The 23,835-nt window shown below is 72.5% G+C and carries 21 protein-coding genes; 12 read left to right on the forward strand and 9 right to left on the reverse strand.

Annotated elements, in window-relative coordinates; all coding sequences use genetic code 11:
* Positions 1-142: 142 nt before the first annotated feature.
* Together IE134_RS10100 and IE134_RS10105 are read right to left on the reverse strand one after the other, a co-directional pair.
* Positions 143-919, reverse strand: coding sequence for a TetR/AcrR family transcriptional regulator (locus IE134_RS10100; protein ID WP_030707785.1), 777 nt, complete (start codon positions 917-919; stop codon positions 143-145).
* Positions 920-1,061: 142 nt separating this feature from the next.
* Positions 1,062-2,669: a DHA2 family efflux MFS transporter permease subunit gene (locus IE134_RS10105; protein WP_030707787.1), complete on the reverse strand. Its 1,608-nt coding sequence runs from the start codon at positions 2,667-2,669 to the stop codon at positions 1,062-1,064.
* A 182-nt stretch (positions 2,670-2,851) separates the two neighbouring features.
* Between IE134_RS10105 and panB the strand changes: the two genes are divergently transcribed.
* From panB to IE134_RS10120, 3 genes are all read left to right on the forward strand, one after another.
* On the forward strand, positions 2,852-3,733 hold the full coding sequence (gene panB, locus IE134_RS10110; protein WP_030707789.1) for a 3-methyl-2-oxobutanoate hydroxymethyltransferase: 882 nt from the start codon (positions 2,852-2,854) through the stop codon (positions 3,731-3,733).
* Positions 3,734-3,905: 172 nt separating this feature from the next.
* A complete protein-coding gene (locus tag IE134_RS10115; protein ID WP_030707791.1) occupies positions 3,906-4,919 on the forward strand; it encodes an ATP-binding cassette domain-containing protein in 1,014 nt (337 codons plus the stop codon).
* A complete protein-coding gene (locus IE134_RS10120) occupies positions 4,916-5,782 on the forward strand; it encodes an ABC transporter permease (RefSeq protein ID WP_030707793.1) in 867 nt (288 codons plus the stop codon). The genes IE134_RS10115 and IE134_RS10120 overlap by 4 nt, the downstream gene beginning before the upstream one ends.
* 12 nt (positions 5,783-5,794) lie before the next feature.
* On the opposite strand, the gene IE134_RS10125 is transcribed toward IE134_RS10120, so the two are convergent.
* Positions 5,795-9,205: an AfsR/SARP family transcriptional regulator gene (locus IE134_RS10125; protein ID WP_229823481.1), complete on the reverse strand. Its 3,411-nt coding sequence runs from the start codon at positions 9,203-9,205 to the stop codon at positions 5,795-5,797.
* A gap of 128 nt (positions 9,206-9,333) precedes the next feature.
* Here IE134_RS10125 and IE134_RS10130 point away from each other — a divergent pair, with 128 nt between their 5' ends.
* Positions 9,334-10,140 carry a site-2 protease family protein gene (locus tag IE134_RS10130; protein WP_030707795.1) on the forward strand — a complete coding sequence of 269 codons (807 nt, stop codon included), beginning with the start codon at positions 9,334-9,336 and terminating at the stop codon, positions 10,138-10,140.
* 25 nt (positions 10,141-10,165) lie between these two features.
* Here the strand turns inward: IE134_RS10130 and IE134_RS10135 are convergent, their stop codons facing one another.
* On the reverse strand, positions 10,166-10,348 hold the full coding sequence (locus IE134_RS10135) for a hypothetical protein (RefSeq protein ID WP_030707796.1): 183 nt from the start codon (positions 10,346-10,348) through the stop codon (positions 10,166-10,168).
* 142 nt (positions 10,349-10,490) lie between these two features.
* Positions 10,491-11,204: an NADPH-dependent F420 reductase gene (gene npdG / locus IE134_RS10140; RefSeq protein WP_030707797.1), complete on the reverse strand. Its 714-nt coding sequence runs from the start codon at positions 11,202-11,204 to the stop codon at positions 10,491-10,493.
* A 187-nt stretch (positions 11,205-11,391) separates the two neighbouring features.
* Between npdG and IE134_RS10145 the strand changes: the two genes are divergently transcribed.
* A complete protein-coding gene (locus tag IE134_RS10145; protein ID WP_098020551.1) occupies positions 11,392-11,994 on the forward strand; it encodes a hypothetical protein in 603 nt (200 codons plus the stop codon).
* Between the two features lie 126 nt (positions 11,995-12,120).
* Entirely contained in the window at positions 12,121-13,380 is a 1,260-nt protein-coding gene (locus tag IE134_RS10150) for an MFS transporter (RefSeq protein WP_032767745.1), read from the forward strand.
* A gap of 62 nt (positions 13,381-13,442) precedes the next feature.
* Here the strand turns inward: IE134_RS10150 and IE134_RS10155 are convergent, their stop codons facing one another.
* Complete coding sequence (locus tag IE134_RS10155) at positions 13,443-13,703, reverse strand: hypothetical protein (RefSeq protein ID WP_010057650.1); 261 nt, start codon at positions 13,701-13,703, stop codon at positions 13,443-13,445.
* Between the two features lie 59 nt (positions 13,704-13,762).
* Between IE134_RS10155 and map the strand changes: the two genes are divergently transcribed.
* Positions 13,763-14,620, forward strand: coding sequence for a type I methionyl aminopeptidase (gene map, locus IE134_RS10160; RefSeq protein WP_010057648.1), 858 nt, complete (start codon positions 13,763-13,765; stop codon positions 14,618-14,620).
* Positions 14,621-14,841: 221 nt separating this feature from the next.
* On the forward strand, positions 14,842-15,507 hold the full coding sequence (locus IE134_RS10165; RefSeq protein ID WP_030707805.1) for a biliverdin-producing heme oxygenase: 666 nt from the start codon (positions 14,842-14,844) through the stop codon (positions 15,505-15,507).
* Between the two features lie 31 nt (positions 15,508-15,538).
* On the opposite strand, the gene IE134_RS10170 is transcribed toward IE134_RS10165, so the two are convergent.
* From IE134_RS10170 to IE134_RS10180, 3 genes are all read right to left on the reverse strand, one after another.
* On the reverse strand, positions 15,539-16,216 hold the full coding sequence (locus IE134_RS10170; RefSeq protein WP_030707807.1) for a PhzF family phenazine biosynthesis protein: 678 nt from the start codon (positions 16,214-16,216) through the stop codon (positions 15,539-15,541).
* Positions 16,217-16,329: 113 nt separating this feature from the next.
* Positions 16,330-17,940 (reverse strand): HtaA domain-containing protein, encoded by a 1,611-nt coding sequence (locus IE134_RS10175; RefSeq protein WP_189430265.1) that lies wholly within the window; start codon positions 17,938-17,940, stop codon positions 16,330-16,332.
* A 93-nt stretch (positions 17,941-18,033) separates the two neighbouring features.
* Entirely contained in the window at positions 18,034-19,497 is a 1,464-nt protein-coding gene (locus tag IE134_RS10180) for an HtaA domain-containing protein (RefSeq protein WP_189430267.1), read from the reverse strand.
* A gap of 135 nt (positions 19,498-19,632) precedes the next feature.
* On the opposite strand from IE134_RS10180, the gene IE134_RS10185 reads away from it, so the two are divergent.
* From IE134_RS10185 to IE134_RS10200, 4 genes are all read left to right on the forward strand, one after another.
* Positions 19,633-20,715, forward strand: coding sequence for a heme/hemin ABC transporter substrate-binding protein (locus IE134_RS10185; protein WP_126931315.1), 1,083 nt, complete (start codon positions 19,633-19,635; stop codon positions 20,713-20,715).
* Complete coding sequence (locus IE134_RS10190) at positions 20,712-21,821, forward strand: FecCD family ABC transporter permease (protein ID WP_032784736.1); 1,110 nt, start codon at positions 20,712-20,714, stop codon at positions 21,819-21,821. The genes IE134_RS10185 and IE134_RS10190 overlap by 4 nt, the downstream gene beginning before the upstream one ends.
* Positions 21,818-22,657, forward strand: coding sequence for a heme ABC transporter ATP-binding protein (locus tag IE134_RS10195; protein WP_030707816.1), 840 nt, complete (start codon positions 21,818-21,820; stop codon positions 22,655-22,657). Before IE134_RS10190 ends, IE134_RS10195 begins: the two co-directional genes overlap by 4 nt.
* A gap of 137 nt (positions 22,658-22,794) precedes the next feature.
* A complete protein-coding gene (locus IE134_RS10200; RefSeq protein WP_098020106.1) occupies positions 22,795-23,817 on the forward strand; it encodes an SCO2278 family lipoprotein in 1,023 nt (340 codons plus the stop codon).
* Positions 23,818-23,835 lie beyond the last annotated feature (18 nt).

The raw sequence follows: 23,835 nt of genomic DNA on the forward strand, positions 1-23,835 counted from the left end.
CCGCCTGTGTGGCGGGCCGGCCGGTGCCCGGTGTGCGACGGCCGTACGGAGATCTCTCGGACCCCGTACGGAGAGCAGGACGACGGAGGCGGGACGAGGGGTTCCGGTCCGGGGCGGACCGGGGCGGCTTGTGACAGAACGATCACACTCGTGCCGCGGGGGCGAGCCCCTGCAGGAGGGCGGTGATGATGCGGTCCGCGAGGTCGTCGGGCAGCGGCGCGTCGGGGCGGTGCACCGTCCGGACGAGCATGGGGCCGACGAAGAGGTCGTCGATCAGCTCCACGTCGAGGTCGTCGCGCAGCTCCCCGGCGGCCACCGCGCGCCGCACCGCCTCCACCATCGCGAGGCGGCGGGGGGCGATGACCGTGCCGTGGTACTCGTTCCACAGCTTCGGGTGGCTCTTCATCTGGGCGAAGATGTTGTGCAGCAGCGCCGAGGAGCGCTGGGCGAGGCCCCGGGTGCGCAGGGATTCCAGCATGACGCGGAGGTCGGCGAGGCCCTCGGTGCCGGAGACCGGCGGGTCGTCGGGCTCCATGTCCCGTACGACGTCGACGAACAGCTCCTCCTTGTCCGACCAGCGGCGGTAGATCGTGGCCTTGCCGACGCCGGCCGTGCGGGCGATGCGCTCGATGGAGAGGCCCGCGAGCGGTTCGCCCGCCTCCAGGAGGGCGATGACGGCGTCCAGGATCGCCCGTTCCGCCGCCGCGGAGCGGGGGCGTCCGCGGCGCGGCTCCGGATCGGGCGTTCCGGGCGGGGGCCCGGGCGGAACCTCTGCCGCCGTCCCGGCCGACGCCCCATGCGGAGACCCTGCCGCCGTCCCGGCCGACGCCCCGGCGGGCATCCCGTCCGGAGCCCCGGGCGACCGGTCGCCCCCGCTCCGTGCCCCGTGCCGGTCCCGCTCGCCGTCCTGGCCTTGCACCGTAAGCCGCCTCTCGCCGCGCCGTCGTCGTCCCTCGTACGCCCGCCGTGCGTTCCGCGTACGTCCGTCGCCTCGATTCTCGCCGACCCGGGGTGCGCGGATCGACGGGCCTCGTCGGTCAGCGGGTCAGCGGCTCAGCGGCTCAGCGGCTCAGCTGTTCCGCCGGGGGGCGGGCTTCCTCGGGGGCCTCGGTCGTCGCCGGGGGCCGGCCCGGCAGGAACAGGCCGACGACCACCGCGCCGATCAGGGCGACGGCCGCCGAGCCGAGCGCGGTCACGTGCATGGCGCTGATGAACGCGTCGTTGGCGGCGGCGGCCAGCGGCTTTCCGGCCACCGGGCCGAGCTTCTCCGCGACGCCGAGCGTGGCCTCGATGGACTCGCCCGCCACGTCCCTGGCCCCGGCCGGCACCGCGCCGAGGTGACCCTCGATGTCGCCCCGGTAGACGGTGGAGAGCACCGAGCCGAGCACCGCGATCCCGAGCGCCCCGCCGACCTGGCGGAAGGTGTTGTTGATGGCCGAACCGGAACCGGCCTTCTCACGGGGCAGCGCCTGCATCACGGCGACGGTGACGGGCGGCATGATGTGCGCCATCCCGGTGCCCTGGACGAAGAAGACGAGGCACATCACCCACACCGGCGTACCGGCGTCGAACAGGGCGAACGACGCGAGTCCGGCCGCGACGAGCAGCATGCCGACCGTGCAGACCGCGCGGGCGCCGAAGCGGTCGACGACCAGCCGGGCCCGGGGCGCGAAGATCATCTGGGCGGCCGCGAGCGGAACGATCAGCAGGCCCGACTCCAGGGCGGTGTAGCCGCGCACGCTCTGGAGGTAGAAGGCGGAGAAGAACGTCACGCCCATGAGGGCGAAGAAGACCAGCGCGATGGCGGCGACGGCGGCGGAGAACGCGGGCTTCCGGAAGTACGTGATGTCGATGGCCGGGTGGCTGCTGCGCTTCTCGTGCCAGACGAATCCGGCCAGGACGAGCAGCCCGCCGGCGATGGCGAGGAGGACGGTGGCGTCGGTGAAGTCGGCCAGTTCGCCGCCCCGGATGATCCCGTACACCAGCAGGACCAGGCCCACGATGGAGAGGGCGACGCCCAGCGGGTCGACCTTGCCGGGCTTCGGGTCGCGGGAGTCGGGGACCAGGACCGCCATCGCGATCAGGGCGATCACGACGACGGGGACGTTCACCAGGAAGATCGAGCCCCACCAGAAGTGCTCCAGGAGCAGTCCGCCGGTGATCGGGCCGATGGCGATGCCGAGGCCGACGCTGCCCGCCCAGATGCCGATGGCCTTGGGCTGTTCGTCGCGCTCGAAGACGTTCACCAGGACGGCGAGGGTGGCGGGCATCACGAAGGCGGCGCCGAAGCCCATCAGCGCCCGCCAGGTGATGAGCTCACCGGGCGAGGCGGAGAAGGCGGCCAGCGCGGAGCCGAGGCCGAAGACCAGGATGCCGGCGAGGAGGACCTTCTTTCGGCCGATCCGGTCGCCGAGCAGGCCCGCGGTGAACAGCAGTCCGGCGAAGACGAGCGTGTAGGAGTTGATCGCCCACTCCAGCTCGCTCTGGGTGGCGCCGATGCCGGTGGGGGCGGGGCTCGCGATCGTCTTGACCGCGACGTTCAGGATCGAGTTGTCCAGCACCACGATGAGCAGGCTGAACATGAGGACGGCGAGGATCCACCAGCGGCGGCGGTGGATCGCCTCGGGAACACGGGGCGCGGCGGCGGGAGCGCCGGACGGTATGGGCATGGGGAGAGCCTAGACCTCATTTCGATACGAGACCGTCTCGTATTGTTAAAGCTTTTCCCAACGAGGCCGTACGGAGGTGGTGTGCGCGGGCCCACTTCACGAGGGGCGGGGCGGGATGCCACCATGGAAGGGATCCGGGGACGCCGTCAGGGCGCCTCGAGATGACGAAGGAGCCGTTGGCCATGTCGCTTCAGGCTGCGCAGAATCAGTCCTCCCCCGCGGGCCCGTCCACCGACAGCAGCAAAGCGCTGTACGGAGGGAAGTCCACCCGCCGCATCACCGTCCACGACATCGCCGCCGCCACCGAGCGCGGCGAGAAGTGGCCCATGCTGACCGCATACGACGCGATGACCGCGTCCGTCTTCGACGAGGCCGGGATCCCGGTCATGCTCGTCGGGGACTCGATGGGCAACGTCCACCTCGGCTACGAGACCACCGTGCCCGTCACGATGGACGAGATCGCTATGCTGTCCGCCGCCGTCGTACGCGGCACCAAGCGCGCCATGGTCGTCGCCGACCTGCCCTTCGGCTCGTACCAGGAAGGTCCCGTCCAGGCCCTGCGCAACGCCACCCGGCTGATCAAGGAGTCGGGCGTCGGCGCGGTCAAGCTGGAGGGCGGCGAGCGGTCCCACGAGCAGATCCGGCTGCTGGTCGAGGCCGGTATCCCCGTCATGGCCCACATCGGCCTGACCCCCCAGTCCGTCAACGCGATGGGCTACCGGGTCCAGGGCCGCGGCGAGGAGGCCGCCCAGCAGCTGCTGCGGGACGCCAAGGCCGTCCAGGACGCGGGCGCGTTCGCCGTCGTGCTGGAGCTGGTCCCCGCGGAGCTGGCCGCCGAGGTCACCCGTACGCTGCACATCCCGACCGTCGGCATCGGCGCCGGGGCCGGGACCGACGCGCAGGTCCTCGTCTACACGGACATGGTCGGGCTGACCGGCGGCAAGGTGCCGCGCTTCACCAAGCAGTACGCGAATCTGCGCCAGGTCCTCGGTGACGCGGCGAAGGAGTTCGCGGACGAGGTCGTCGGGGGCACGTTCCCGGCGGCGGAGCACACCTTCCACTGATCCACCCGGCCGCCGCCGCTCCCTGACGGCGGCTCCCACCAGCCATTTCCCGCACCACCGACAGCCCGCCGACATCCCCCATCGGCGGGCTGTCGCGCGTCCGGAGCCCGGCCGGAGCCCGTGTCGGCGGCCTGTCGGTGAGCTGTCGGCGGGCGCTGGTCTGCTGGTGGGCATGGAACGCATCGACAAGAACCCCAGCAGCGGCCGGAACGCCGTCGAGGTGCGGGGGCTGGTCAAGCACTACGGCGAGACCAAAGCTCTGGACGGCGTGGACCTCGATGTGCGCGAGGGCACCGTCCTCGGTGTGCTCGGCCCCAACGGCGCCGGCAAGACCACCCTCGTACGCTGCCTGTCCACCCTGATCGCCCCCGACGCCGGGCACGCGGTCGTCGCGGGCTACGACGTGGTGAAGCAGCCCCGCGAGCTGCGCCGCGTCATCGGCCTCACCGGGCAGTACGCCTCGGTCGACGAGAAGCTCTCCGGCTGGGAGAACCTCTACATGATCGGGCGGCTGCTCGATCTGCCCCGCAAGCAGGCCCGGGCCCGCGCCGACGAGCTGCTGGAGCGGTTCTCGCTCACCGAGGCCGCCAAGCGGGCGGCCATGGAGTACTCCGGCGGGATGCGCCGCCGCCTCGACCTGGCCGCCTCGATGATCGGCAGCCCTTCCGTGCTGTATCTGGACGAGCCGACGACGGGGCTCGACCCCCGGACCCGTAACGAGGTCTGGGACGAGGTGCAGCGGATGGTCGCCGAGGGCGCCACCGTCCTGCTGACCACGCAGTACATGGAGGAGGCCGAGCAGCTCGCCAAGGAGCTGACGGTCATCGACCGGGGGAAGATCATCGCCCGGGGCGGGGTCGACGAGCTGAAGGCCAAGGTCGGCGGCCGCACCCTGCACATCCGGCCCTCGGACCCGGCGGAGCTCGCCGCGATGGCGCAGGCGATCCGGGAGGCCGGGCTCGACGGCGTCGCCGGGGCGCAGGCCGTTCCGGACGAGGGGCTGCTGTACGTGCCGATCCTCAGCGACGAGCAGCTGACCGCCGTCATCGGGCTGCTGGGCGTGCGCGGCTTCTCGCTCGCCCATGTCTCCACCGCCCTGCCCAGCCTCGACGAGGTGTTCCTCGCGATCACCGGCGACAAGGCCGCCCCCCTCTCCGACCCTGCTCCCCAGGAGGTCGCCGCATGAGCACCACCACCACTGCACCGACCCCCGCGCCCGCCGGCTCCCCGAGCACCGCACCGGTGAAGGCGGCTGCGGCGGACGAGGGCCGGATCGGTCTGCGGGCCAACCTCCGGCACATCGGGGCCCTGGCGCGGCGGAACATGCTCCAGATCAAGAAGGACCCGGAGTCGATGTTCGACGTCCTTCTGATGCCGATCATCTTCATCCTGCTCTTCGTGTACGTCTTCGGCGGCTCGGTCGGCGCCAGCCTCGGCGGGAACCGGCAGGAGTATGTGAACTACCTGGTGCCGGGGCTGATGGCGATGATGGGGCTGAACATCGCCATGGCCGTCGGGACCGGCGTCAACGACGACTTCCGCAAGGGGGTCATGGACCGGTTCCGGACGATGCCGATCGCCCGGTCCTCGGTGCTCATCGCCAAGATCGTGGTCGAGCTGGGCCGGCTGATGGTCGCCATGTTCATCCTGCTCGTCATGGGGTTCGTCGTCGGCATGGAGCTGCACGGCTCGGTGTTCGGGCTCCTCGCGGCGGTCGCGCTGTCGGCGGTGTTCGGCGCCGCCATCATGTGGATCTTCATCCTGCTCGGGCTGTCCATGAAGACGGCCCAGGCTGTTCAAGGGACGGCGATGCTCGTGCTGATGCCCCTGCAGTTCGGATCCTCGATCTTCGTGCCGACCCAGACCATGCCGGGCTGGCTCCAGGCCTTCACCGACTACAACCCGCTCTCCAACCTCGCCGACGCGGCGCGGGCGCTCATGCAGGGCGGCCCCGTCGGCGACTCGGTCTGGTGGACGCTCGCCTGGGCCGCCGGGATCACGCTGGTGATGGCTCCGCTGGCGGTGGCCAAGTTCCGCAAGAAGGCCTGAGCGGAAGGGATGTCACGCCGACGAGTGCGCTCGCCGGTACGTCTCCGCCAGGGCGGTGGCCTCGTCGAAGGTGAGGCCGCCGCCCTGCTCGTACGCCGCCGTGTACACCGCTCCGTCGCCGAGCCGGTCCCGGGCGGCCTGCTCGGTGAGCGCCCAGTTGCGTCTCTCCATCACGGTCGGCACATGCCCCTCCGGCAGAAGCCTCTCCTGGAACCCGAGCAGCCGTACGGCGTCCCGCGCCGCGTCGGCGCCTTCGAACCCGGCGATCGCCTGGGCCATGGCCGTCACATAGGCCGACGGCATCTGCGGGGCCACCATCATCGACAACGGCTCCCGAGCGCTCTCCAGTGCGGTCAGCGCGTTGGAGAGCGCGGACACGTGGTCGCCGTCGAGATTGTCGAGCCAGGCAAGCACGCCGTGGACGAAGCCGCCGAAGATGGCGACGTCCCGGTCCTTGAAGTCCTCCCGGACCAGATGCGTCTGCTGCCGGGCCTCGTCCACCTGCCCCTGGAGCCCGAGGACGAACGCCAGATGCATCCGGGCCATCGGCAGCGCCTCGTGGCTCAGGTGGCGGCCGTTCTCGATGACGTCACGCAGGATGGCCTCGGCCTCCGGGAGCCGTTCGAGCTCGATGAGGGATCCCGCGTACCGTGCCCGCAGCAGCGCCGCCTGGCTCTGGGCTCCGATCTTCCGCGCGTACTCCACGGCCTCCCGGTAGTCGTCCAGGGCGGCCAGGAAGCGGCCCGCCCGCTCGTTGGCCTCGCCCCGCGCGGCGAGTGCCTCGGCGGCTCCCCAGTCGTCGCCGAGCCGGGTGTAGATCTCCAGGCTCTCGTCGGCGTCGGCCCGCGCATCCGCCACCCGCTCGGGGCTGTTGGACCGGATGTTGGCGCGGGTGTGCAGCGCGGAACCCAGCTCCCACTCACCGCCGTGGACCCGCGAGGCCCGGACCGTCTCGTCGAGAACCGTGTTCAGCCGGTCCTCGTCACCGGCGATCATGTTCGCGAACAGCCACAGCGTCCCGGGCAGCCGGCAGGTCTGCGGCATGCCGGGCCGGTAGGTGTCAGCGATGATCCGCAGCCGCTCCTTGCCCTCCGGGCTCGACCAGGTGCTGATCGCGTCGTCCACACCGGCCAGTTGGAGGAGCGCCGCTCCACGCCGCGCCTCCGCGAGCTGGTCGTCGTCCATCGGCGGCGGCCGGTCGATGGGGTGCTCCAGGAGCGCCGGGGCCCGGACGCCGGGCGCCGCGAAGGGGTCGGGGCCGAGCGCCGCCACGGACGCGCTCCACTGGCCGGCGTCCGAGCGCAGGTCCCGCAGCATCCAGTACCAGGCCATCGAGAGCACGATGCACAGCGCCTCGTGCTCGTCCCGGGCGGTGACGGCGTGGCGCAGCGCGGTGCGCAGGTTCTCGTACTCGCGCTGGAGGACCGCGATGGCCTCGCGCTGGCCGCTGCCGCGCACCCGGGGGCCGGTGATCCGGGCCAGCTCCCGGAAGTGGACGAGGTGGCGCCGCTCGACGGCCTCTCTCTCGCCCGCCTCCGCCAGGCGCTCGGCGGCGTACTCACCGACCGTTTCCAGCAGCCGGTAGCGCATCTCCCCGTCGTCGCCGGGTGCGGCGACGACCAGGGACTTGTCGACGAGGGAGCCGAGCAGGGCGGCCACGTCGAGGCTGTCGACGGCGGGGCCGCCCGGTGCGGCGGGCAGAGCGCAGACCTCCTCGGCGGCGGCCAGCGAGCAGCCTCCGGCGAAGACGGAGAGGCGGCGCAGCACGGCGCGTTCGGCGTCGTCGAGCAGATCCCAGGACCAGTCGACGACGGCGCGCAGGGTCTGCTGGCGGGGCAGCACGGTGCGGCTGCCGTTGGTGAGGAGGCGGAAGCGGTCGTCGAGCCGGTCGGCGATCTGGCGCGGGGTGAGCATCCGCAGCCGGGCGGCGGCGAGTTCGATGGCGAGCGGCAGCCCGTCGAGCCGCCGGCAGATCTCGGCGCAGGCGGCGGCGGTCGCCTCGTCGGCGTCCGTGCGGAAGCCGGGCCGGGCCGCCGCACCGCGCTCGGCGAGCAGGCGCAGGGCCATCGGGTCGGGCAGCGGGTCGACGGGGCGCACGAACTCGCCGGGTACGCCGAGGGGTTCGCGGCTGGTCGCGAGAATCGTCAATCGCGGGCAGTGGGACAGCAGTTGGTCGGCCAGTGCGGCGGCCCCGCCGATGACGTGCTCGCAGTTGTCCAGCAGGAGCAGCATGCTGCGCGGGGCGCAGTGCTCGGTGAGCCGTACGAGAGGGTCGGCTGCGGTGCGGTCGGTGGCGCGCAGCTCCTCGGCCCCGGCGCCGCGCAGCACGGTCTCGCGGGCCCCGAGCGCGGTCAGGACGGCCTCGGGCACGGTGTCCGGGTCGTCGACGGGGGCCAGTTCGGCGAGCCAGACGCCGTCGGGCCAGGCCTCGGCAGCGGCCTCCGCGGTCTCCTGCGACAGCCGGGTCTTGCCCGCGCCGCCAGGCCCGAGCAGGGTGACGAGCCGGGCGCGGCCGAGGTCCTCGCGCAGGGCGGCCATGTCGGTGTCGCGCCCGACGAAGCTGGTGAGCCGGGCGCGGAGGTTGCCGGGGGCGGGCGGGGGCGGGGTGGCGGGCGGCTGGGTCGCGGCGGGGACGGCCTCAGGGGCGGGGGCAGCCCTGGTCGCGGGCGCGGACCCAGGGGTAGGCGCGACCCCGGTCCCGCGTACCGGGTGCAGCAGCTCCGCGTGCAGGGCGCGCAGGGCCGGGCCCGGGGCGGTGCCGAGGCGGTCGTCGAGCAGGGTGCGGACCTCCTCGTACGCGGCCAGCGCCTCGGCGGGGCGTCCGGCGTCCCGCAGCGCCCTGATGCGGAGGACCTGGAGCGGTTCGTCGAGCGGGTGGGCGTCGCAGAGCACGGCCAGTTCCGGCAGCGCCTCCCCCGGTCTGCCCAGGGCGAGGAGCGCCCCGAGCGCGGCCCGCCGTGCGTCGAGCCTGCGGGCCTCCCAGCGGGACGCGGCCGCCGTACGGTCGGGGAGATCGGCGAGGGCGGGCCCGCTCCACAGGGCGAGGGCCTCCCCCAGGACGGCGAGGGCGTCGGCGGCGTCGCCGTTCTCCAGGGCCCGGCTCCCCTCCCCCGCCAGCCGCTCGAAGCGGTGCAGGTCCACGGCGTCCGGCGGGGCGGCGAGCCGGTAGCCGCCCGCCACGGACTCGACGGCGCTGTGGCCCAGGGCCCGCCGCAACCGTCCGATCAGGGCCTGGAGGGCGCCGGCCGCGTCGGCGGGCGGGTCGCCGTCCCACACCTCGTCGACGAGGACCCCGGCCGGGACCGTCCGTCCGGGGCGCAGCGCGAGGACGGTGAGCAGGGCGCGCAGCCGCGCCCCGCCGAGGGTGACGGCCGTGCCGTCGTCGCGGAGTGCCCGGGTGGTGCCGAGGACGCAGTAGTGCACGGGCCTATTGTCCGTGACGGACGGCGGACGGGCGTTGACCGGGTGGAACTCCACAAGCGGTCGCGGACGTTCCAGTCCTGCCGGACCGTACGGTCACCCCGTCCCCCACCCGAGGGAGTCGAACGCCGATGACCACCGCAGCCACCCGTGGCGACCGCAGGATCAGCCCGGTCTTCCTCGGCATCGCCGCCGTCACCGCGGTCGCGGGCTGGGCGGTGTGGACGGGCTTCGCGGACGCCACCGGCTTCGCGGTCTTCCTGTTCGTCACCGGGGCCTGGATCGTCTCGCTCTGCCTCCACGAGTACGCGCACGCCCGCACCGCGCTGCACAGCGGGGACCTGTCGGTGGGGGCGAAGGGCTATCTGACGCTCAACCCGCTGAAGTACACGCACGCGCTGCTGAGCATCGTGCTCCCGGTGCTCTTCGTGATCATGGGCGGGATCGGGCTGCCCGGCGGTGCGGTCTACATCGAGCGCGGCCGGATCCACGGCCGGTGGAAGCACAGCCTGATCTCGGCGGCGGGCCCGCTGACGAACGTGGCGTTCGCGATCGTGTGTACGGCCCCGTTCTGGCTGGACGCGCTGGACGGGGTGCCGCGCGCCTTCCAGTACGCGCTGGCGTTCCTGGCAATGCTCCAGGTGACGGCGGCGATCCTGAACTTTCTGCCGATCCCCGGTCTCGACGGGTACGGGGTGATCGAGCCCTGGCTCCCGTACCGGATCCGCCGCCAGGTGGAGCCGATCGCGCCGTTCGGGCTGATCGCCGTCTTCGCGATCCTGTGGATCCCCGAGGTGAACATCGCCTTCTTCGACGCCATCCACGCGCTGCTGCGGGGGCTGGGCGTCGAGGAGTTCCAGCGGTACTGCGGCTATGACCTGTACCGCTTCTGGCGGGGCCTCTTCGACGAGCAGGACCCGGGCTGCGCGGTCGGCTGACCGGGGCCGGGCCCGGCGGGGTGGTTCAGCCCGCGTCGGGGGCGGCGGTCAGGCGGTGCCTGCGCACGTAGAACCAGGTCATGTTGGACGAGAGACCCGCGATGAGCACCCAGACGATCCCGAGCAGGCTGCCCTGGGCGAAGGAGACCACGGCCGCCACGACGGCGAGGACGCAGACGACGAGGGCGTAGAGGGCGATGCGGGGCATGGGGGTCGGCTCCTGTCGGGAACGGGTCGCGCTCCCTGCCGGGAACGGTCGCGGTCCCGTCCAGTGTCCCCCATGCCCCGTTGTGCCCCGCCCCGGGGAGCGCCCGGACCCATGGCCGGAGCGCCCGCCGGGGCCGGCCCGGTCAGACGTCGGTGGTGCGCAGTCCGGCGTGGGCCTTGTAGCGGCGGTTGACCGAGATCAGGTTGGCGACCAGCGACTCGACCTGGTGGGCGTTGCGCAGCCGGCCGGCGAAGATGCCCCGCATGCCGGGGATCCGCCCGGCCAGCGCCTGGACGAGGTCCGTGTCGGCGCGCGCCTCGCCCAGGACCAGCACATCGGTGTCGATCTCCTCGATGGACTCGTCCTGGAGCAGGACGGCCGAGAGGTGGTGGAACGCGGCGGTCACCCGGGAGTCCGGCAGCAGGGCCGCTGCCTGTTCGGCGGCGCTGCCCTCCTCGGGCTTGAGGGCGTAGGCGCCCTTCTTGTCGAAGCCGAGCGGGTTGACGCAGTCGATGACGAGCTTGCCCGCGAGCTCCTCGCGCAGGGACTGGAGCGTCTTGGCGTGGCCGTCCCACGGCACGGCGACGATCACGATGTCGCTGCGCCGGGCGCATTCCGCGTTGTCCGCGCCCTCAACGCCGAACCCCAGCTCGGCCGCCGCCTGCTCGGCGCGGGCCGCGTCCCGGGAGCCGAGGGTGACCTTCTGTCCGGCGCGGGCGAGCCGGTAGGCGAGGCCGCGCCCCTGCGGTCCGGTCCCGCCGAGCACGCCGACGCTCAGGCCGGATACGTCGGGGAGGTCCCAGGGGTCCTTGGCGGGGGGCTTGGGGGCGCTGCCGCTGCTGTCCTGTGTAGTCATGGGCCGACCCTACTGCCAGGTAGGACGCGGGGAAGCCGCCCCGTCCGCCTCGGTCGGGCTCCATCCGGTCCCGGTTCCGCCCGTCGGTTCCGCTCTCCGGTTCCGTTTCCCGCCGGGTCCTCCGTTCGGGTGAGGGGACGGCCGACGGGGCCGGCCGGGGCTGCGGGCCCGGGCAGGATGCCGGGCCATGGATGCCGTACGCGTCGCCCTGCTCCGTGATGTGCTGGCCGGGACCCGGTGGCCGCAGGACGCCCGCCGGTTCGCGCTGGCCCTGCGCTCCTCCGTCGTCCCGCGCGGCGGCGGGCTGCTGCTGGCGGGGACCGAGGCGTACGAGCCGTGGCATCTGGCGGCCCATCTGTCTGACGAGTCCGCCTGGTCGGGGCTGCCGGAGCTGGCTCCCACGCTCGTGCGGCACCGGGTGGCGGCGGGCGACCCCGCGCACCTGGCGGTCGGGCTCGGCCGGATCGCGGCGGCGGGGCGGGGTGAGACGGTGCTGCTGGTCGCGCCGGAGCGGCCGGGCGACGGCCTGCTGGAGCGGGTGCACGACGCCCGGCGGGCCGGGGCGCGGGTGCTCACCCTGGACGGCGGCGACCCCGAGGTCGGCGGGCTTGCGCACGAGTCGCTGGTGGTCGGCGGGGACGACGAGGTGGACCTGGACATCGTGCAGCACCTGGTGAGCGCGGCCGCCGGGGAGAACGGGAGGCCTCCGGCGGGCGGGCGGCACACGTTCCGGGACCGGCTCGCCCGGCTGGCCGACCGGCTGACCCAGCCGCCGCCGGCCCGCTGGTAGCGGGGACGGGCCGGAAACCCGCTTGCCCGGTACACCCTGTTGTACGGATCATGGCCCTTCGTGACCTCTGCACCTCCCCCACCCCCCGCCTCTCCCTCGTCCCCGCCGCCGCCACGGCCGGGGCGGTTGCGCGCCCTGCTGCCCGATCTCGCGCCGTGGCGTTCCTCGCCGGACTTCCGGCTGCTGTGGGTGCAGGGCCTGATCACGTACTTCGGCAGCTTCATGGCGCTCATCGCCCTGCCGCTCCAGATCAAGGACCTCACGGGCTCCCCGCTCGCGGTCGGGGCGATGGGCGCGGTGGAGCTGGTGCCGCTGGTGGTCTTCGGGCTGTACGGCGGGGCGCTCGCGGACTCGGTGGACCGCCGCCGGGTCATCCTGCTCACCGAGGCGGGGCTCGGGGTGCTCGCCGCGATCCTGCTGGTCAACGCCCTGCTCCCGGAGCCGCTGCTGTGGCCGCTGTACGTGGTGGCCGGCGGGGTCTCCGCGCTCGCCGGGCTCCAGCGGCCCGCGCTGGACTCCCTGATGGCCCGGATCGTGCCGCACGCCCAGCAGACGGCGGCGGCCGCGCTGAACTCGCTGCGCTGGCAGATCGGGGCGATCGCGGGCCCGGCGCTGGCCGGTCTGGTGGTGGCGTACGCCGGTCACGGCACGGCGTACGCGGTGACGGTGTGCACGTTCGCCGTCTCCGTCGTGCTCTGTCTGCGGCTCTCGCCCGCACCGCCCGCCAAGGAGGCGGCGAAGCCGTCGCTGCGCGGGATCGTGGAGGGCGCGCGGTACGCCTGGAGTCGGCCGGTGCTGCTGGGGACGTACGCGATCGACCTGGCGGCGATGTTCTTCGCCTTCCCGAACACGATCTTCCCGTTCCTGGCGGACGAGCTGGACGCCGAGTGGTCGCTGGGGCTGATGTACGCGGCGGGCTCGGTCGGTTCGCTGGTGCTGGGGCTGACCAGCGGCTGGACGAGCCGGGTGCGCAGGCACGGGCTGTTCGTGGTGTTCGGCGCGGCGGCGTGGGGTCTGGCGATCGCGGCGGCGGGCTGGTTCTCCAGCGTGTGGGTGGTGCTGATCTGCCTGGCGGTGGCGGGGGCGGGCGACATGCTGAGCGGGCTGGGGCGCTCGACGATCTGGAACCAGACGATCCCGGAGGAGCTGCGGGGGCGGCTGGCGGGCATCGAGGTGCTGTCGTACAGCGTCGGGCCGCAGCTGGGGCAGGTGCGGGCCGGGGCGATGGCCGGCTGGACCGGGACCCGGTCGGCGATCTGGACGGGCGGGGTGGCGTGCGTGGCGTCGGTGGTGCTGTTGACGGCCGCGTTGCCGAAGTTGGTGCGGTACGACTCGGAGACGGATGAGGATGCGGTGCGGAGGCGGGAGGCCCGGGTGGAGGGGTGACCCGGTCCGGGGCTCCGCCCCGCGCCCCGCTCCTCAAACGCCGGAGGGGCTGAAAGATGTCCTCAATCGCCGGACGGGCTGGGGTTACCCCCGGACGGGCTTGATCGGTCGCCCTTGTCCTCGTCGTGCCACTTCGGGTCCGTGTCCCATTCCAGGTTGCGGTCGCGCGCTGTGTCCATCGCGTGCTGGGCCGCCTCGCGGGAGGTGTAGGGGCCGAAACGGTTCAGCGCCGGGCACTCCGGGCCCTCCTCGACCTTCTTGTGCTCCAGGCAGTAGTACCACTCGCCCGGCTTGCCGACCGTGCGCTTCTTGAACAGAGCCATCGACTGCTCCTTTCCTTGTCGCCATGGTGCCCCCGAGGCCGCTGGTTAGACTCGCTGACATGTCTGGCCAGTCGCTTCTCGTACCAGGGGAGATCACTCCCGTCCGTTCCGTCCCCGGAAACATCCGGCGCCCCGAGTACGTGGGGAAGCCGGCTCCGACGCCGTACACCGGCCCGGAGGTCCAGGACACCGACACCGTCGAGCGGATGCGCATCGCGGGCCGTATCGCCGCGCAGGCGATGGAGGAGGCCGCCAAGCACATCGCCCCGGGCGTCACCACGGACCAGCTCGACAAGGTCGCCCACGACTTCATGGTCGACCACGGCGCGTACCCCTCGACCCTCGGCTACCGGGGCTTCCCGAAGTCGCTGTGCACCTCGCTGAACGAGGTCATCTGCCACGGCATCCCCGACTCCACCGTGCTGCGCGACGGCGACATCGTGAACCTGGACGTCACCGCGTACATCAACGGGGTGCACGGCGACAACAACGCCACCTACCTCTGCGGCGACGTGGACGAGGAGTCGCGGCTGCTGGTCGAGCGCACCCGGGAGTCGCTGAACCGGGCCATCAAGGCGGTCAAGCCGGGCCGGCAGATCAACGTCATCGGCCGGGTCATCGAGTCGTACGCCAAGCGGTTCGGCTACGGGGTCGTCCGCGACTTCACCGGGCACGGGATCAACACCTCGTTCCACTCCGGTCTGATCATCCCGCACTACGACAGCCCGCACGCCACCACGGTGATGCAGCCGGGCATGACGTTCACCATCGAACCGATGCTGACGCTCGGCACCCACGAGTACGACATGTGGGAGGACGGCTGGACCGTGGTGACGAAGGACCGGAAGCGAACGGCCCAGTTCGAGCACACGCTGGTCGTCACCGAGACCGGAGCGGAGATCCTCACCCTCCCGTAATCACCCGATCCGCAATCACCCCGAACTGTCCGATATCGGGCCTTCCGCCCCCTCGTGGCGTAGTTTTTTACCGACAAGCAGTCGGGAACCAGTTGACTTAGGTAAACCTAAGTAGGAGGATCGGCGTACCGGCAAGCGCCGCCGCACCGTCGCGGCGGCCGCCTGTCGATATTTCCGTCTGTTTCTGGACTTCCCGTCCCCTCGGTCCCCGGAGGCCCGCCTTGGACGCAACCGCCACCGTCACTCCCTTCTCGACGCTCATCCGCACCGCGTCGCACGAGCAGCACACCGAGGCCGAGACCTCGACCTTCATGAGTGACCTCCTCGGCGGGCGGCTGGGAGTGGACGCGTACACGCGCTACACCGAGCAGCTGTGGTTCGTGTACCGGGCGCTGGAGGAGGCCGCGGAGGCCCTGCGGAACGACCCGGTCGCGGGCCCCTTCATACAGTCCGAGCTGATGCGCTCCACCGAGCTGGAGCGCGACCTCGCCCATCTGCGCGGGGAGAACTGGCGCGAGGGTCTTGAGCCGCTGCCCGCCACCGCGGCGTACGCGGCCCGGGTCGCGGAGTGCGCGCGTACCTGGCCCGCCGGCTACATCGCCCACCACTACACGCGCTACCTGGGCGACCTGTCGGGCGGTCAGATCATCCGCGACAAGGCGGAGAAGACCTGGGGCTTCGAGCGCAAGGGCGACGGCGTCCGCTTCTACGTCTTCGAGCAGATCACCAACCCGGCCGCTTTCAAGCGGGGTTACCGCGAGCTGCTGGACGGCGTGAACGCGGACGACCTGGAGAAGCAGCGCATCATCGAGGAGTGCAAGCGCGCCTTCGCGCTGAACACCGCGGTCTTCCGCGAGCTGGGCGAGGTCTTCCCGCTCAGCGCCTAGTCACTCGTCCACGGTTCGCCGCCGCCCGGGTTCAGCCCCGGGCGGCCATCAGGACGCGGCCCCCGACCTCCACCGTGCCGTCCGGCGCGGGTGCGGTGAGGATCTGGGAGCCGCGTCCTTGTGCGATGTTCAGGGCCCGGCCGAGGTGCGCGCTCAGCAGCATGGCCGCGGCCCCCGTCGCCTCGTCCTCGACGATCCCCGACTCCTCTCCCCGCCTCGGGAAGGCCCGCGCCCGGACCCGTCCGGCCGCCTCGTCCTCCCAGGCCCAGGCGTAGAGCCAGCCCTCGCCGGGCGGCGGTCCCGGCAGCGCCTCGATCTCGGCGGCGCTCGCGTACTGCTGGAGCGTGCGCGGCGGGGCCCACTCCGGGCGGGCGGTGATCCAGGTGAACTCGCCGTCCTGGCGCGCGAACACGTCCCCGACGGCCAGTTCCAGGATCTCCAGGTCGAGCAGCCAGGCCGCGCCGACCAGCGGGTGTCCGGCGAACGGCAGCCGGAGCCCCGGGGTGTGGATGTCCACCCGGCCGCGCTCCGGGTCGTCGACGAACACGGTCTCGCTGAAGCCCAGTTGCCGGGTCAGCCGCTGCCGGGAGGCCTCGTCGGGGTGGCCGCTTCCGTCGCGTACGACGCCGAGGGCGTTGCCGTACCGGCCGTCGGGTCCGCAGAACACCCGTAGGACGTCGATGCCCCGGGGTACGTCGTAGTCGTTCACCAGGGCATTCAAGCACTGCCGGGCACGGGCGCGGGAAGCGAGCGGGCATGACCGCGCGGCCGTACCGGCGAGCACTGCTGCCGCCGGTACGGCCCCGGGGATGTGCGGGAGGATCAGGCGGTGGTGTCGCGGCGGCGGCGCGCCGCGATCACGATACCGGCGCCGGCCGCCACGACCACGCCGGACGCGGCGATCAGGGCGCCGGTCGGGACGTCGGAGCCGGTGGCCGCCAGGGAGCCGGAGCCGCCGACCGAACCGCCGGTGGAGCCGCCGCCGACCGTGCCGCCGCCGGTGGTCGAACCGCCCGCCGTGGAACCGCCGGTGGAGCCCGAACCGCCGGTGGAGCCGGAGCCGCCGGTGGAGCCGGAGCCGCCGGTGGAGCCGCCCGGGAGCTGGGCGTCCTTGTCGACGGAGACCGCGACGTTCAGTGCGTCGAGCGCCTCGCCCTTCTTGTAGAAGCCGCCGAACGCCTTGGCGCCGTCGGTGGTGAGCGTCGCCGGGACGTCTCGGAGGTTCACGATGCCGCCCTTGGCGGCGAGCGCGCCGGCGGGCACCTTCAGGTCGGCGAAGGACAGGCCGGTGAACTTGCTGACCTTGCCGGTCTGCTGGTCCTTGGTGGAGACGTCGGCGAGGAGCGTGCCGGAGGTGCCCTCGATGTCGACCTTCAGGTTGCTGAGGGACAGGTCGAGGACGTACGCGCCCTTGGTCTCGTGGCCGAGGAAGCGCACCTTGCCCTGGAACGCGGCGTCGAGGGTGTTCTTGTCGGCGTCGAGGCGGCCGGTGGCCTTGGTGAAGCGGTAGCTGTCGCCGTTGTCGGACGCGCCGCCGCTCGTCACGATCTTGCCGTGCGCGATCGGGCCGACCACGTAGTCGCGGAACTTCTCCCTGACGCCCCAGTCGAGATTGCCGTCGACGACCGGGCCGCTGACGGGCGCGGCGGTCTCGGAGGCGGTCGGGGCGGGCTCGGTGCTGGGCTTCTCGGTGGGCTTGCCCGTCGGCTTGTCGGTGGGCTTGTCCGTGGGCTTGTCCGTGGGCTTATCGGTGGGCTTATCGGTGGGCTTGTCCGTGGGGGGTGTCGACGGGGTCTTCACGGACAGCGTCGCCGGGTCGAGCTCGGTGCCCACCGGGTACATGCCGCCGAATGCGTCGGAGCCGTCGGCGGTCAGCTTGGCGGGGATGTCGGCGAAGACCATCGCGCCGCCCGCGCCGCCGCCCCGCTTGGCCTTGGTCATGTCCAGATCGGCGATGGGCGCGTCGTTCTTGCTGACGACGGTGCCGTCCATCTTCTTGCTGGTGAAGTCGGCGGTGATCGTGCCGGTCTCCCGGCCCGTGGTGACCTTGACGTCGCTCACCTGGACGTCGAGCACCCCGTGGTGGCCCTCGAACCGGACGCCGCCCTTGAACGCGGTGTCGGAGGCGTGCGTCCCGGTGTCGTAGGAGCCCTTGCCGTCGACGAAGGTGAACACCCCGTTGTCCGCGGCCTGCTTGGCGCCGTCCGCGAGGGTGATCTTGCCCTGCGCGATCGGGCCGACCACGTAGTCGCGGAACTTCTCCTTGATGCCCCAGTCCAGGGTTCCGTCCACCAGCTCCAGCTTCGGGGCGGCGGCGGGCGGGGCGGCCTCGGAGTTGTCGGCGGCGAGTGCGGGGAGGGAGAAGGTCGCGCCCAGGACGGCGGCCGTGGCGACGGCCGCGGCAAGGGCTATGGGGCGGCGGGTTGCTGCCATGTCGGTGGGTCTCCTAGCGAAGAGGGAGGGGGAAGAGAAGCGCGGGGGGAGGGGGTGAGGATCCATAAGGCACGCATGGGGGGGATGCCGGGGTCAGAAAGTCTGCGAGGAGTCGGGGGCCGCGGAGGCGTCGGCGGCCTCGGGGGCCGGCCGCGCGGACCGGCGGCGCAGGGCGAAGAACGCCGCCACGGCGCCGAGGAGGAGCAGCGCACCGCCACCGATGGCCGCCCAGGTGCCGGCGCCCGGGCCGGAGTCGGAGGAGGCGGCCGCCGGTGCGGCGGAGGGCTTCTCGGCGGCCTTCTTCGTGGGCTCGGCGGCCGCGGTCGGCTCGCTGCCGAGGTCGGGCAGCGCGGGCAGCTGGGCCTTCTCGTCGACGGTCACGGCGAGCGAGACCGGGTCCATCGCGGTGCCCGCCTTGTACATCGAACCGAACGCCTTGGAGCCTTCGGCGGTGAGGGCGGCGGGAGCTTCGGTGAGGGCGGCGAGGCCGTCCTTCGGGGCGAAGTCCTCGGCCTCGAAGGTGACGATCGGGACGTTCTTCGTGGTGTTGCCCTCGCTGGTGACGTCGGCCGACAGGGTGCCCTCGCCCTTGGTGACGGCGACGGTGACGGCGGCGAACTTCAGGTCGAGGTCATGGGCGCCGGTGAAGCGGACGCTGCCGCTGAACTCCGCGTCCAGCGTCTCCTTCTTCGCGTCGTACGTCCCCTTGCCCCGCGGGAAGCGGAACAGGGCCCCGCCGTCCTGGGCGCCGTCGGCGAGCGTCCACTTGCCCTGGCCGATGGAGCCGGTGACGTACTCGCGGAAGGTGCGGCGTACGCCCCAGTCGACGGCGGCGTCCTCGAAGCGGCCCGCCTTCTCCTTCTGCGCCTTGTCCTTCTTCTCGCCCTCGTCCTTCTTCTCGTCCGGGGCGGACGGCTTCGGCTGGGCGGCGGCGCCCTTGGTGTCGACGGAGAGGCTGACCGGGTCGAGCGGGGTGCCCTCGGTGTAGTAGCCGGCGAAGGCGGAGGCACCCTCGGCGGTCAGCGTGGTGGGGACGTTGGTGAGGGCGATGGGGGTGGAACCGCCCTTCATGTCGATCCCGCCGAGACCGAGCTCGGCCAGGGGCACCTGGGAGCGGTTGGAGACCTTGCCGGTCCCCCGCTCCTTGCTGACCATGTCCGCGTGGAGCACGCCGCTGCCGCCGCTGATGCGGATCGTGGGGCGGCTGATCGTGAGGTCCAGCTCGTTGCCGCCGTCGGCCTTCTTGTGGCCGGTGAAGTGCACACCGCCGGAGAAGCCGGAGCTGAACGCGCCGGAGTCCGGGTCGTAGGAGCCGGTCGCCGAGTGGAAGCGGAACTGGCTGCCGCCGACCGTGGCCGCGCCGCCGGTCAGGCTCCAACTGCCGTTCGCGATGGGACCGGTGACATAGCTCTGGAAGGAGGCCTTGATGCCCCAGTCCAGCCGTCCGCCCTGCACCGTGCGGCTTGCCGCTTGCGCGGTGGCGGCGGGGAGAAGGGCCCCCAGCAGTACCGCGAGGAGCGCGACGGCGAGCGCGCGGCTGGATCTGGACGACGGCATGACGGACCCTCCGAGGACTGGATACACAGGTAAGGCTAACCTAAGGTATTCCCAGCCCGGGCCGGAACCCCTTCCGGTCACGCCGGTACGGCGAACGGCCGACCGCACGCCGCAGAACGACAGGACGGTGCCCCAGTGCGCATCTCGCAGGACTTCGCCCCGACGGGCCCGGACGCCGCGACGGCGGCCCGCCGTCGCCCGGCCCGGGGCAGGGCTGCCGCCGCGCTCACCGCCGCCGTCGCCTTCGCCGTGGTCCTGACCGGCTGCGGCGGCGGGAGCGACGCGGCGCCGAAGTCCGCGTCCGCGAAGAGCTCCGCCGACGCGGACCGGGTCGAGCCGCTGGCCGGTGCGCCCGCGCCGAAGCTGCCGGTGACGGTCGACTCGGCGGACGGCAAGAAGGTCACGATCGACTCCACCGACCGGATCGTGCCGCTGACGGGGTCGCTGAGCGAGATCGTCTTCACCCTCGGCTTCGGCAAGCAGGTCGTCGCCCGGGACATCACCGCCACCTTCGAACAGGCGGAAAAGCTCCCGGTGGTGACCCGGGCCCACGACGTCTCGGCGGAGAGCGTCCTCTCCCTGAAGCCGACGATCGTGCTGGCCGACACCACCACGGGACCGTCCGAGGCCATCGACCAGATCCGGGACGCGGGCATCCCGCTGCTGGTCGTCGAACCCGCCAAGGGACTGTCCGACGTGGGCCGCCGGATCGACACCGTCGCCGAGGCCCTCGGCGTACCGTCGGCCGGCACGGAGCTCAAGGAGCGCACCGAGAAGCGGATCGCCGACGTCCAGAAGTCCATCCCGGACCGCACCGACGGCAAGAAGCCCCGGGTCGCCTTCCTCTATCTGCGCGGCTCGGCCTCCGTCTATCTGCTGGGCGGCGCGGAGTCCGGGGCCAGTTCGCTGCTGGAGGCGGCGGGCGCGGTCGACGCCGGGAAGGAGTCCGGTCTGGACAAGGACTTCACCGCCATCACCAGCGAGGCCCTCGCCAAGGCCGCCCCGGACGCGATCCTGCTGATGACCAAGGGGTTCGAGTCGGTCGGCGGCATGGACGGTCTGGTGAAGATCCCGGGCATCGCGGAGACCCCGGCCGGGATGGACCGCCGGGTCGTCACGGTCGACGACGGCGTGCTGCTGAACTACGGGCCGCGCACCGACCGGGTGCTCACCGAGATTGTCGAGCAGCTGTACGCGAAGGGCGGAAAGGGCCAGTGACCACCTCGTACGAGGAACGCACCGGGTCCGTGGAGAAGTCCCCGGACGGGCCGGTGGCGAAAGCCGCCCCCAAGTCCTCGCGCAGCACGGCGTATCTGCTCACCGTCGGGCTCTCCCTCGCCCTGCTCGCCGGATGTCTGCTGTCGGCGGCGATCGGCGCGTACAACATCCCGCTCGGGGACGTCCTGTCCTCCGTGCAGCACCGGATCGGGCTCGGCGGGCAGGCACTGGACCGGGTCGGCGAGAGCGTCCTGTGGAACGTGCGGCTCCCCCGGGTCGCCCTCGCTGTGCTCGTCGGCGCGTCGCTCGGCTGCGCGGGCGCCCTGATGCAGGGCGTGTTCGGCAATCCGCTCGCCGAACCCGGCGTGATCGGGATCTCGGCGGGCGCGGCGGTCGGCGCGGTCGCCTCGATCGCGCTCGGCCTGACCTTCTTCGGCAACTGGACCATCACCGTCTTCGCGTTCATCGCGGGACTGGCCACCGTGCTGCTCGTCTACGCGCTGTCCCGCTCCGGCGGCCGGACCGAAGTGGTCACGCTGATCCTCACCGGTATCGCCGTCAACGCCTTCGCGGGCGCGCTGATCGGGCTCTTCATCTTCTTCGCGGACAACGCTCAGATCACCCAGATCACCTTCTGGCAGCTCGGTTCGCTCTCCCAGGCGACCTGGCCCAAGGTGCTGGCCGTGCTGCCGTGCGCGCTGGCCGGGCTGCTCATCGCCCCGTTCTACTCCCGCAAGCTGGACCTGCTGGCCCTCGGCGAACGGCCCGCCCGGCACCTGGGCGTGGACGTGGAGCGGCTGCGGATCGTGCTGGTGCTGGTGGTGGCGCTGCTGACGGCCGCCGCGGTCGCCGTGGCCGGGATCATCTCCTTCGTCGGGCTGCTCGTCCCGCATCTGCTGCGGATGGCGAACGGCCCCGGTCACCGCTTCCTCGTCCCGGGCAGCGCGCTCGGCGGCGCCCTGGTCCTGGTGGCGGGCGACCTCGCGGCCCGGACGGTGGCGGCCCCGGCCGAACTGCCGCTCGGGGTGCTGACCGCGCTCTTCGGCAGCCCGTTCTTCTTCTGGCTGCTGCGCAGGACCCGTCGTAAGCAAGGTGGTTGGGCATGAGGACGCTGAGAGATCTGTTCGCGGTACGCACCCGGGAGCTGCCCTCGCCCGTCGCGCCCGGCTCCCCCGCCGTCGAGGCCGCCGGGCTCTCGGTCCGCCTCGGGCAGCGGCAGGTGCTGGACTCCGTCGACCTGACCGCGCACGCCGGGGAGGTGGTCGCCCTGGTCGGGCCGAACGGGGCCGGCAAGTCGACGCTGCTGGCCGCGCTCGCCGCCGATCTGGCCCCCGCGGGCGGCGAGGTGCGGATCGACGGCCGCCCGGCCGCCGCGTGGTCCGCGCCCGAACTGGCGCTGCGCCGCTCGGTGCTGCCGCAGTCGGCCGTGCTGTCCTTCCCGTTCCCGGTGGAGGACGTCGTACGGATGGGGCGGGCGCCCTGGGCGGGTACGGAGCGGGAGGACGAGGACGACGCGGCGGTGGCCGCGGCGATGGCGGCGACCGAGGTGACCCGGTTCGCGGCCCGCCCGTTCTCGGCGCTGTCGGGCGGGGAGAAGGCGCGGGTGGCGCTGGCCCGGGTGCTGGCGCAGCGGGCCCCTCTGATGCTGCTCGACGAGCCGACCGCCGCCCTGGACCTGCGCCACCAGGAGCTGGTGCTGCGGATCTGCCGGGAGCGGGCCGCCGCCGGGGACGCGGTGGTCGTCGTCCTGCACGATCTGGGTCTCGCCGCGGCGTACGCGGACCGGGCCGCCGTGCTGCACGACGGGCGGATCGCGGAACTGGGCCCGCCGGAGACGGTGTTCAGCGGCGAACTGCTCGGCGAGGTCTACCGGCAGCCGGTGGAGGTCTTCCCCCATCCGCGTACGGGCACACCGCTGATCGTGCCGGTACGTCAGAACTGAGGCGGTTCCAGGGGGTGTCCGGCCGGCAGGTCACGGTGTGGACGCTGTATCCGGTCCGCGCCCGCACGCCCGTCGCGGCCCCGGTAGGGTTTCGACGGTCAGTGCGGGCGACGGATGCAGAAGGCGCAGAGCAACGGATGACGAGACACCCTGGGCTGGGTCGGCTGACGGCGGGGCTCGCGACGGCGACGGTGCTGTGCGTGACGGCGACCGGCTGTGTGACGGTGCACGGGGAGCTGGAAGTGCTGCCGGGGGCGAAGAAGTCCGAGGCCGCCCAGGCGCTCAAGGACTTCACCGACGCCTACAACGCGGCGGACAAGGCGTTCGATCCGGCGCTGGACGCGGACCGGGTGACGGGTTCGCTCGGCGCGATCAATCAGGCCGGGTTGAAGGCCCGGCAGACGTACAACCCCGACGGGAACAAGGCGCACAAGCCGTTGGTGCTGGACGACGCGACGTACGTCATCCCCAAGAAGGCGGGCTGGCCCCGCTGGTTCCTCGCGGACACCGACTCGAACCGGGACCAGGACGGCGGAAAGCTGGACACCCGCTGGCTGGTGGTGTTCGTGCGGACGGGCCCCGACGCGCTGTGGAAGGCGGCCTACCTCGGGGTTCTCCCGGCCTCCCAGGTGCCGGAGTTCGCCCTGGACGGGGACGGGCTCGCGACCCCGGTGAAGCCGCAGGACGACGAGCTGGCCGTGGCACCGGCGGACCTGAGCGCCTCGTACACGGGCTATCTGCAGAACGGCTCCCCGGACGTGTTCACCCCTTCCACGTCGACCTCCGGCTGGCGCGAGACGCGCCGCACCACACGGCGGGCGGGGTTTTCGTACCAGTACATCGACCAGCCGCTCACGGGCAGCACGTTCGCACCGCTGGGGCTGCGCACCGAGGACGGCGGGGCGCTGGTCTTCTTCACCAGCAAGCACTTCGAACGGCAGGTCGCCGCGAAGGGGCTGCGGCCCGAGGTCAACCCGGATGTGAAGGCGCTGCTCACCGGCGAGGTGAACAGCACCCTCACCAAGGAGCGCGTCTCCAGCCAGCTGGTGCACGTACCGCCGCGGGCCGCTGGGGCCGGTTCCGGTGCGGACACGGGCTCCGGCGGCAAGGTGCGGATGCTGAACCGGCTGCCGGGCCTGATCGCGGCGAAGGGCGAGTAGCGCCTCCGCGCTGCTCAG

It is taken from the genome of Streptomyces rubiginosohelvolus (assembly GCF_014649875.1).
GTDB classification, from domain to species: domain Bacteria; phylum Actinomycetota; class Actinomycetes; order Streptomycetales; family Streptomycetaceae; genus Streptomyces; species Streptomyces rubiginosohelvolus.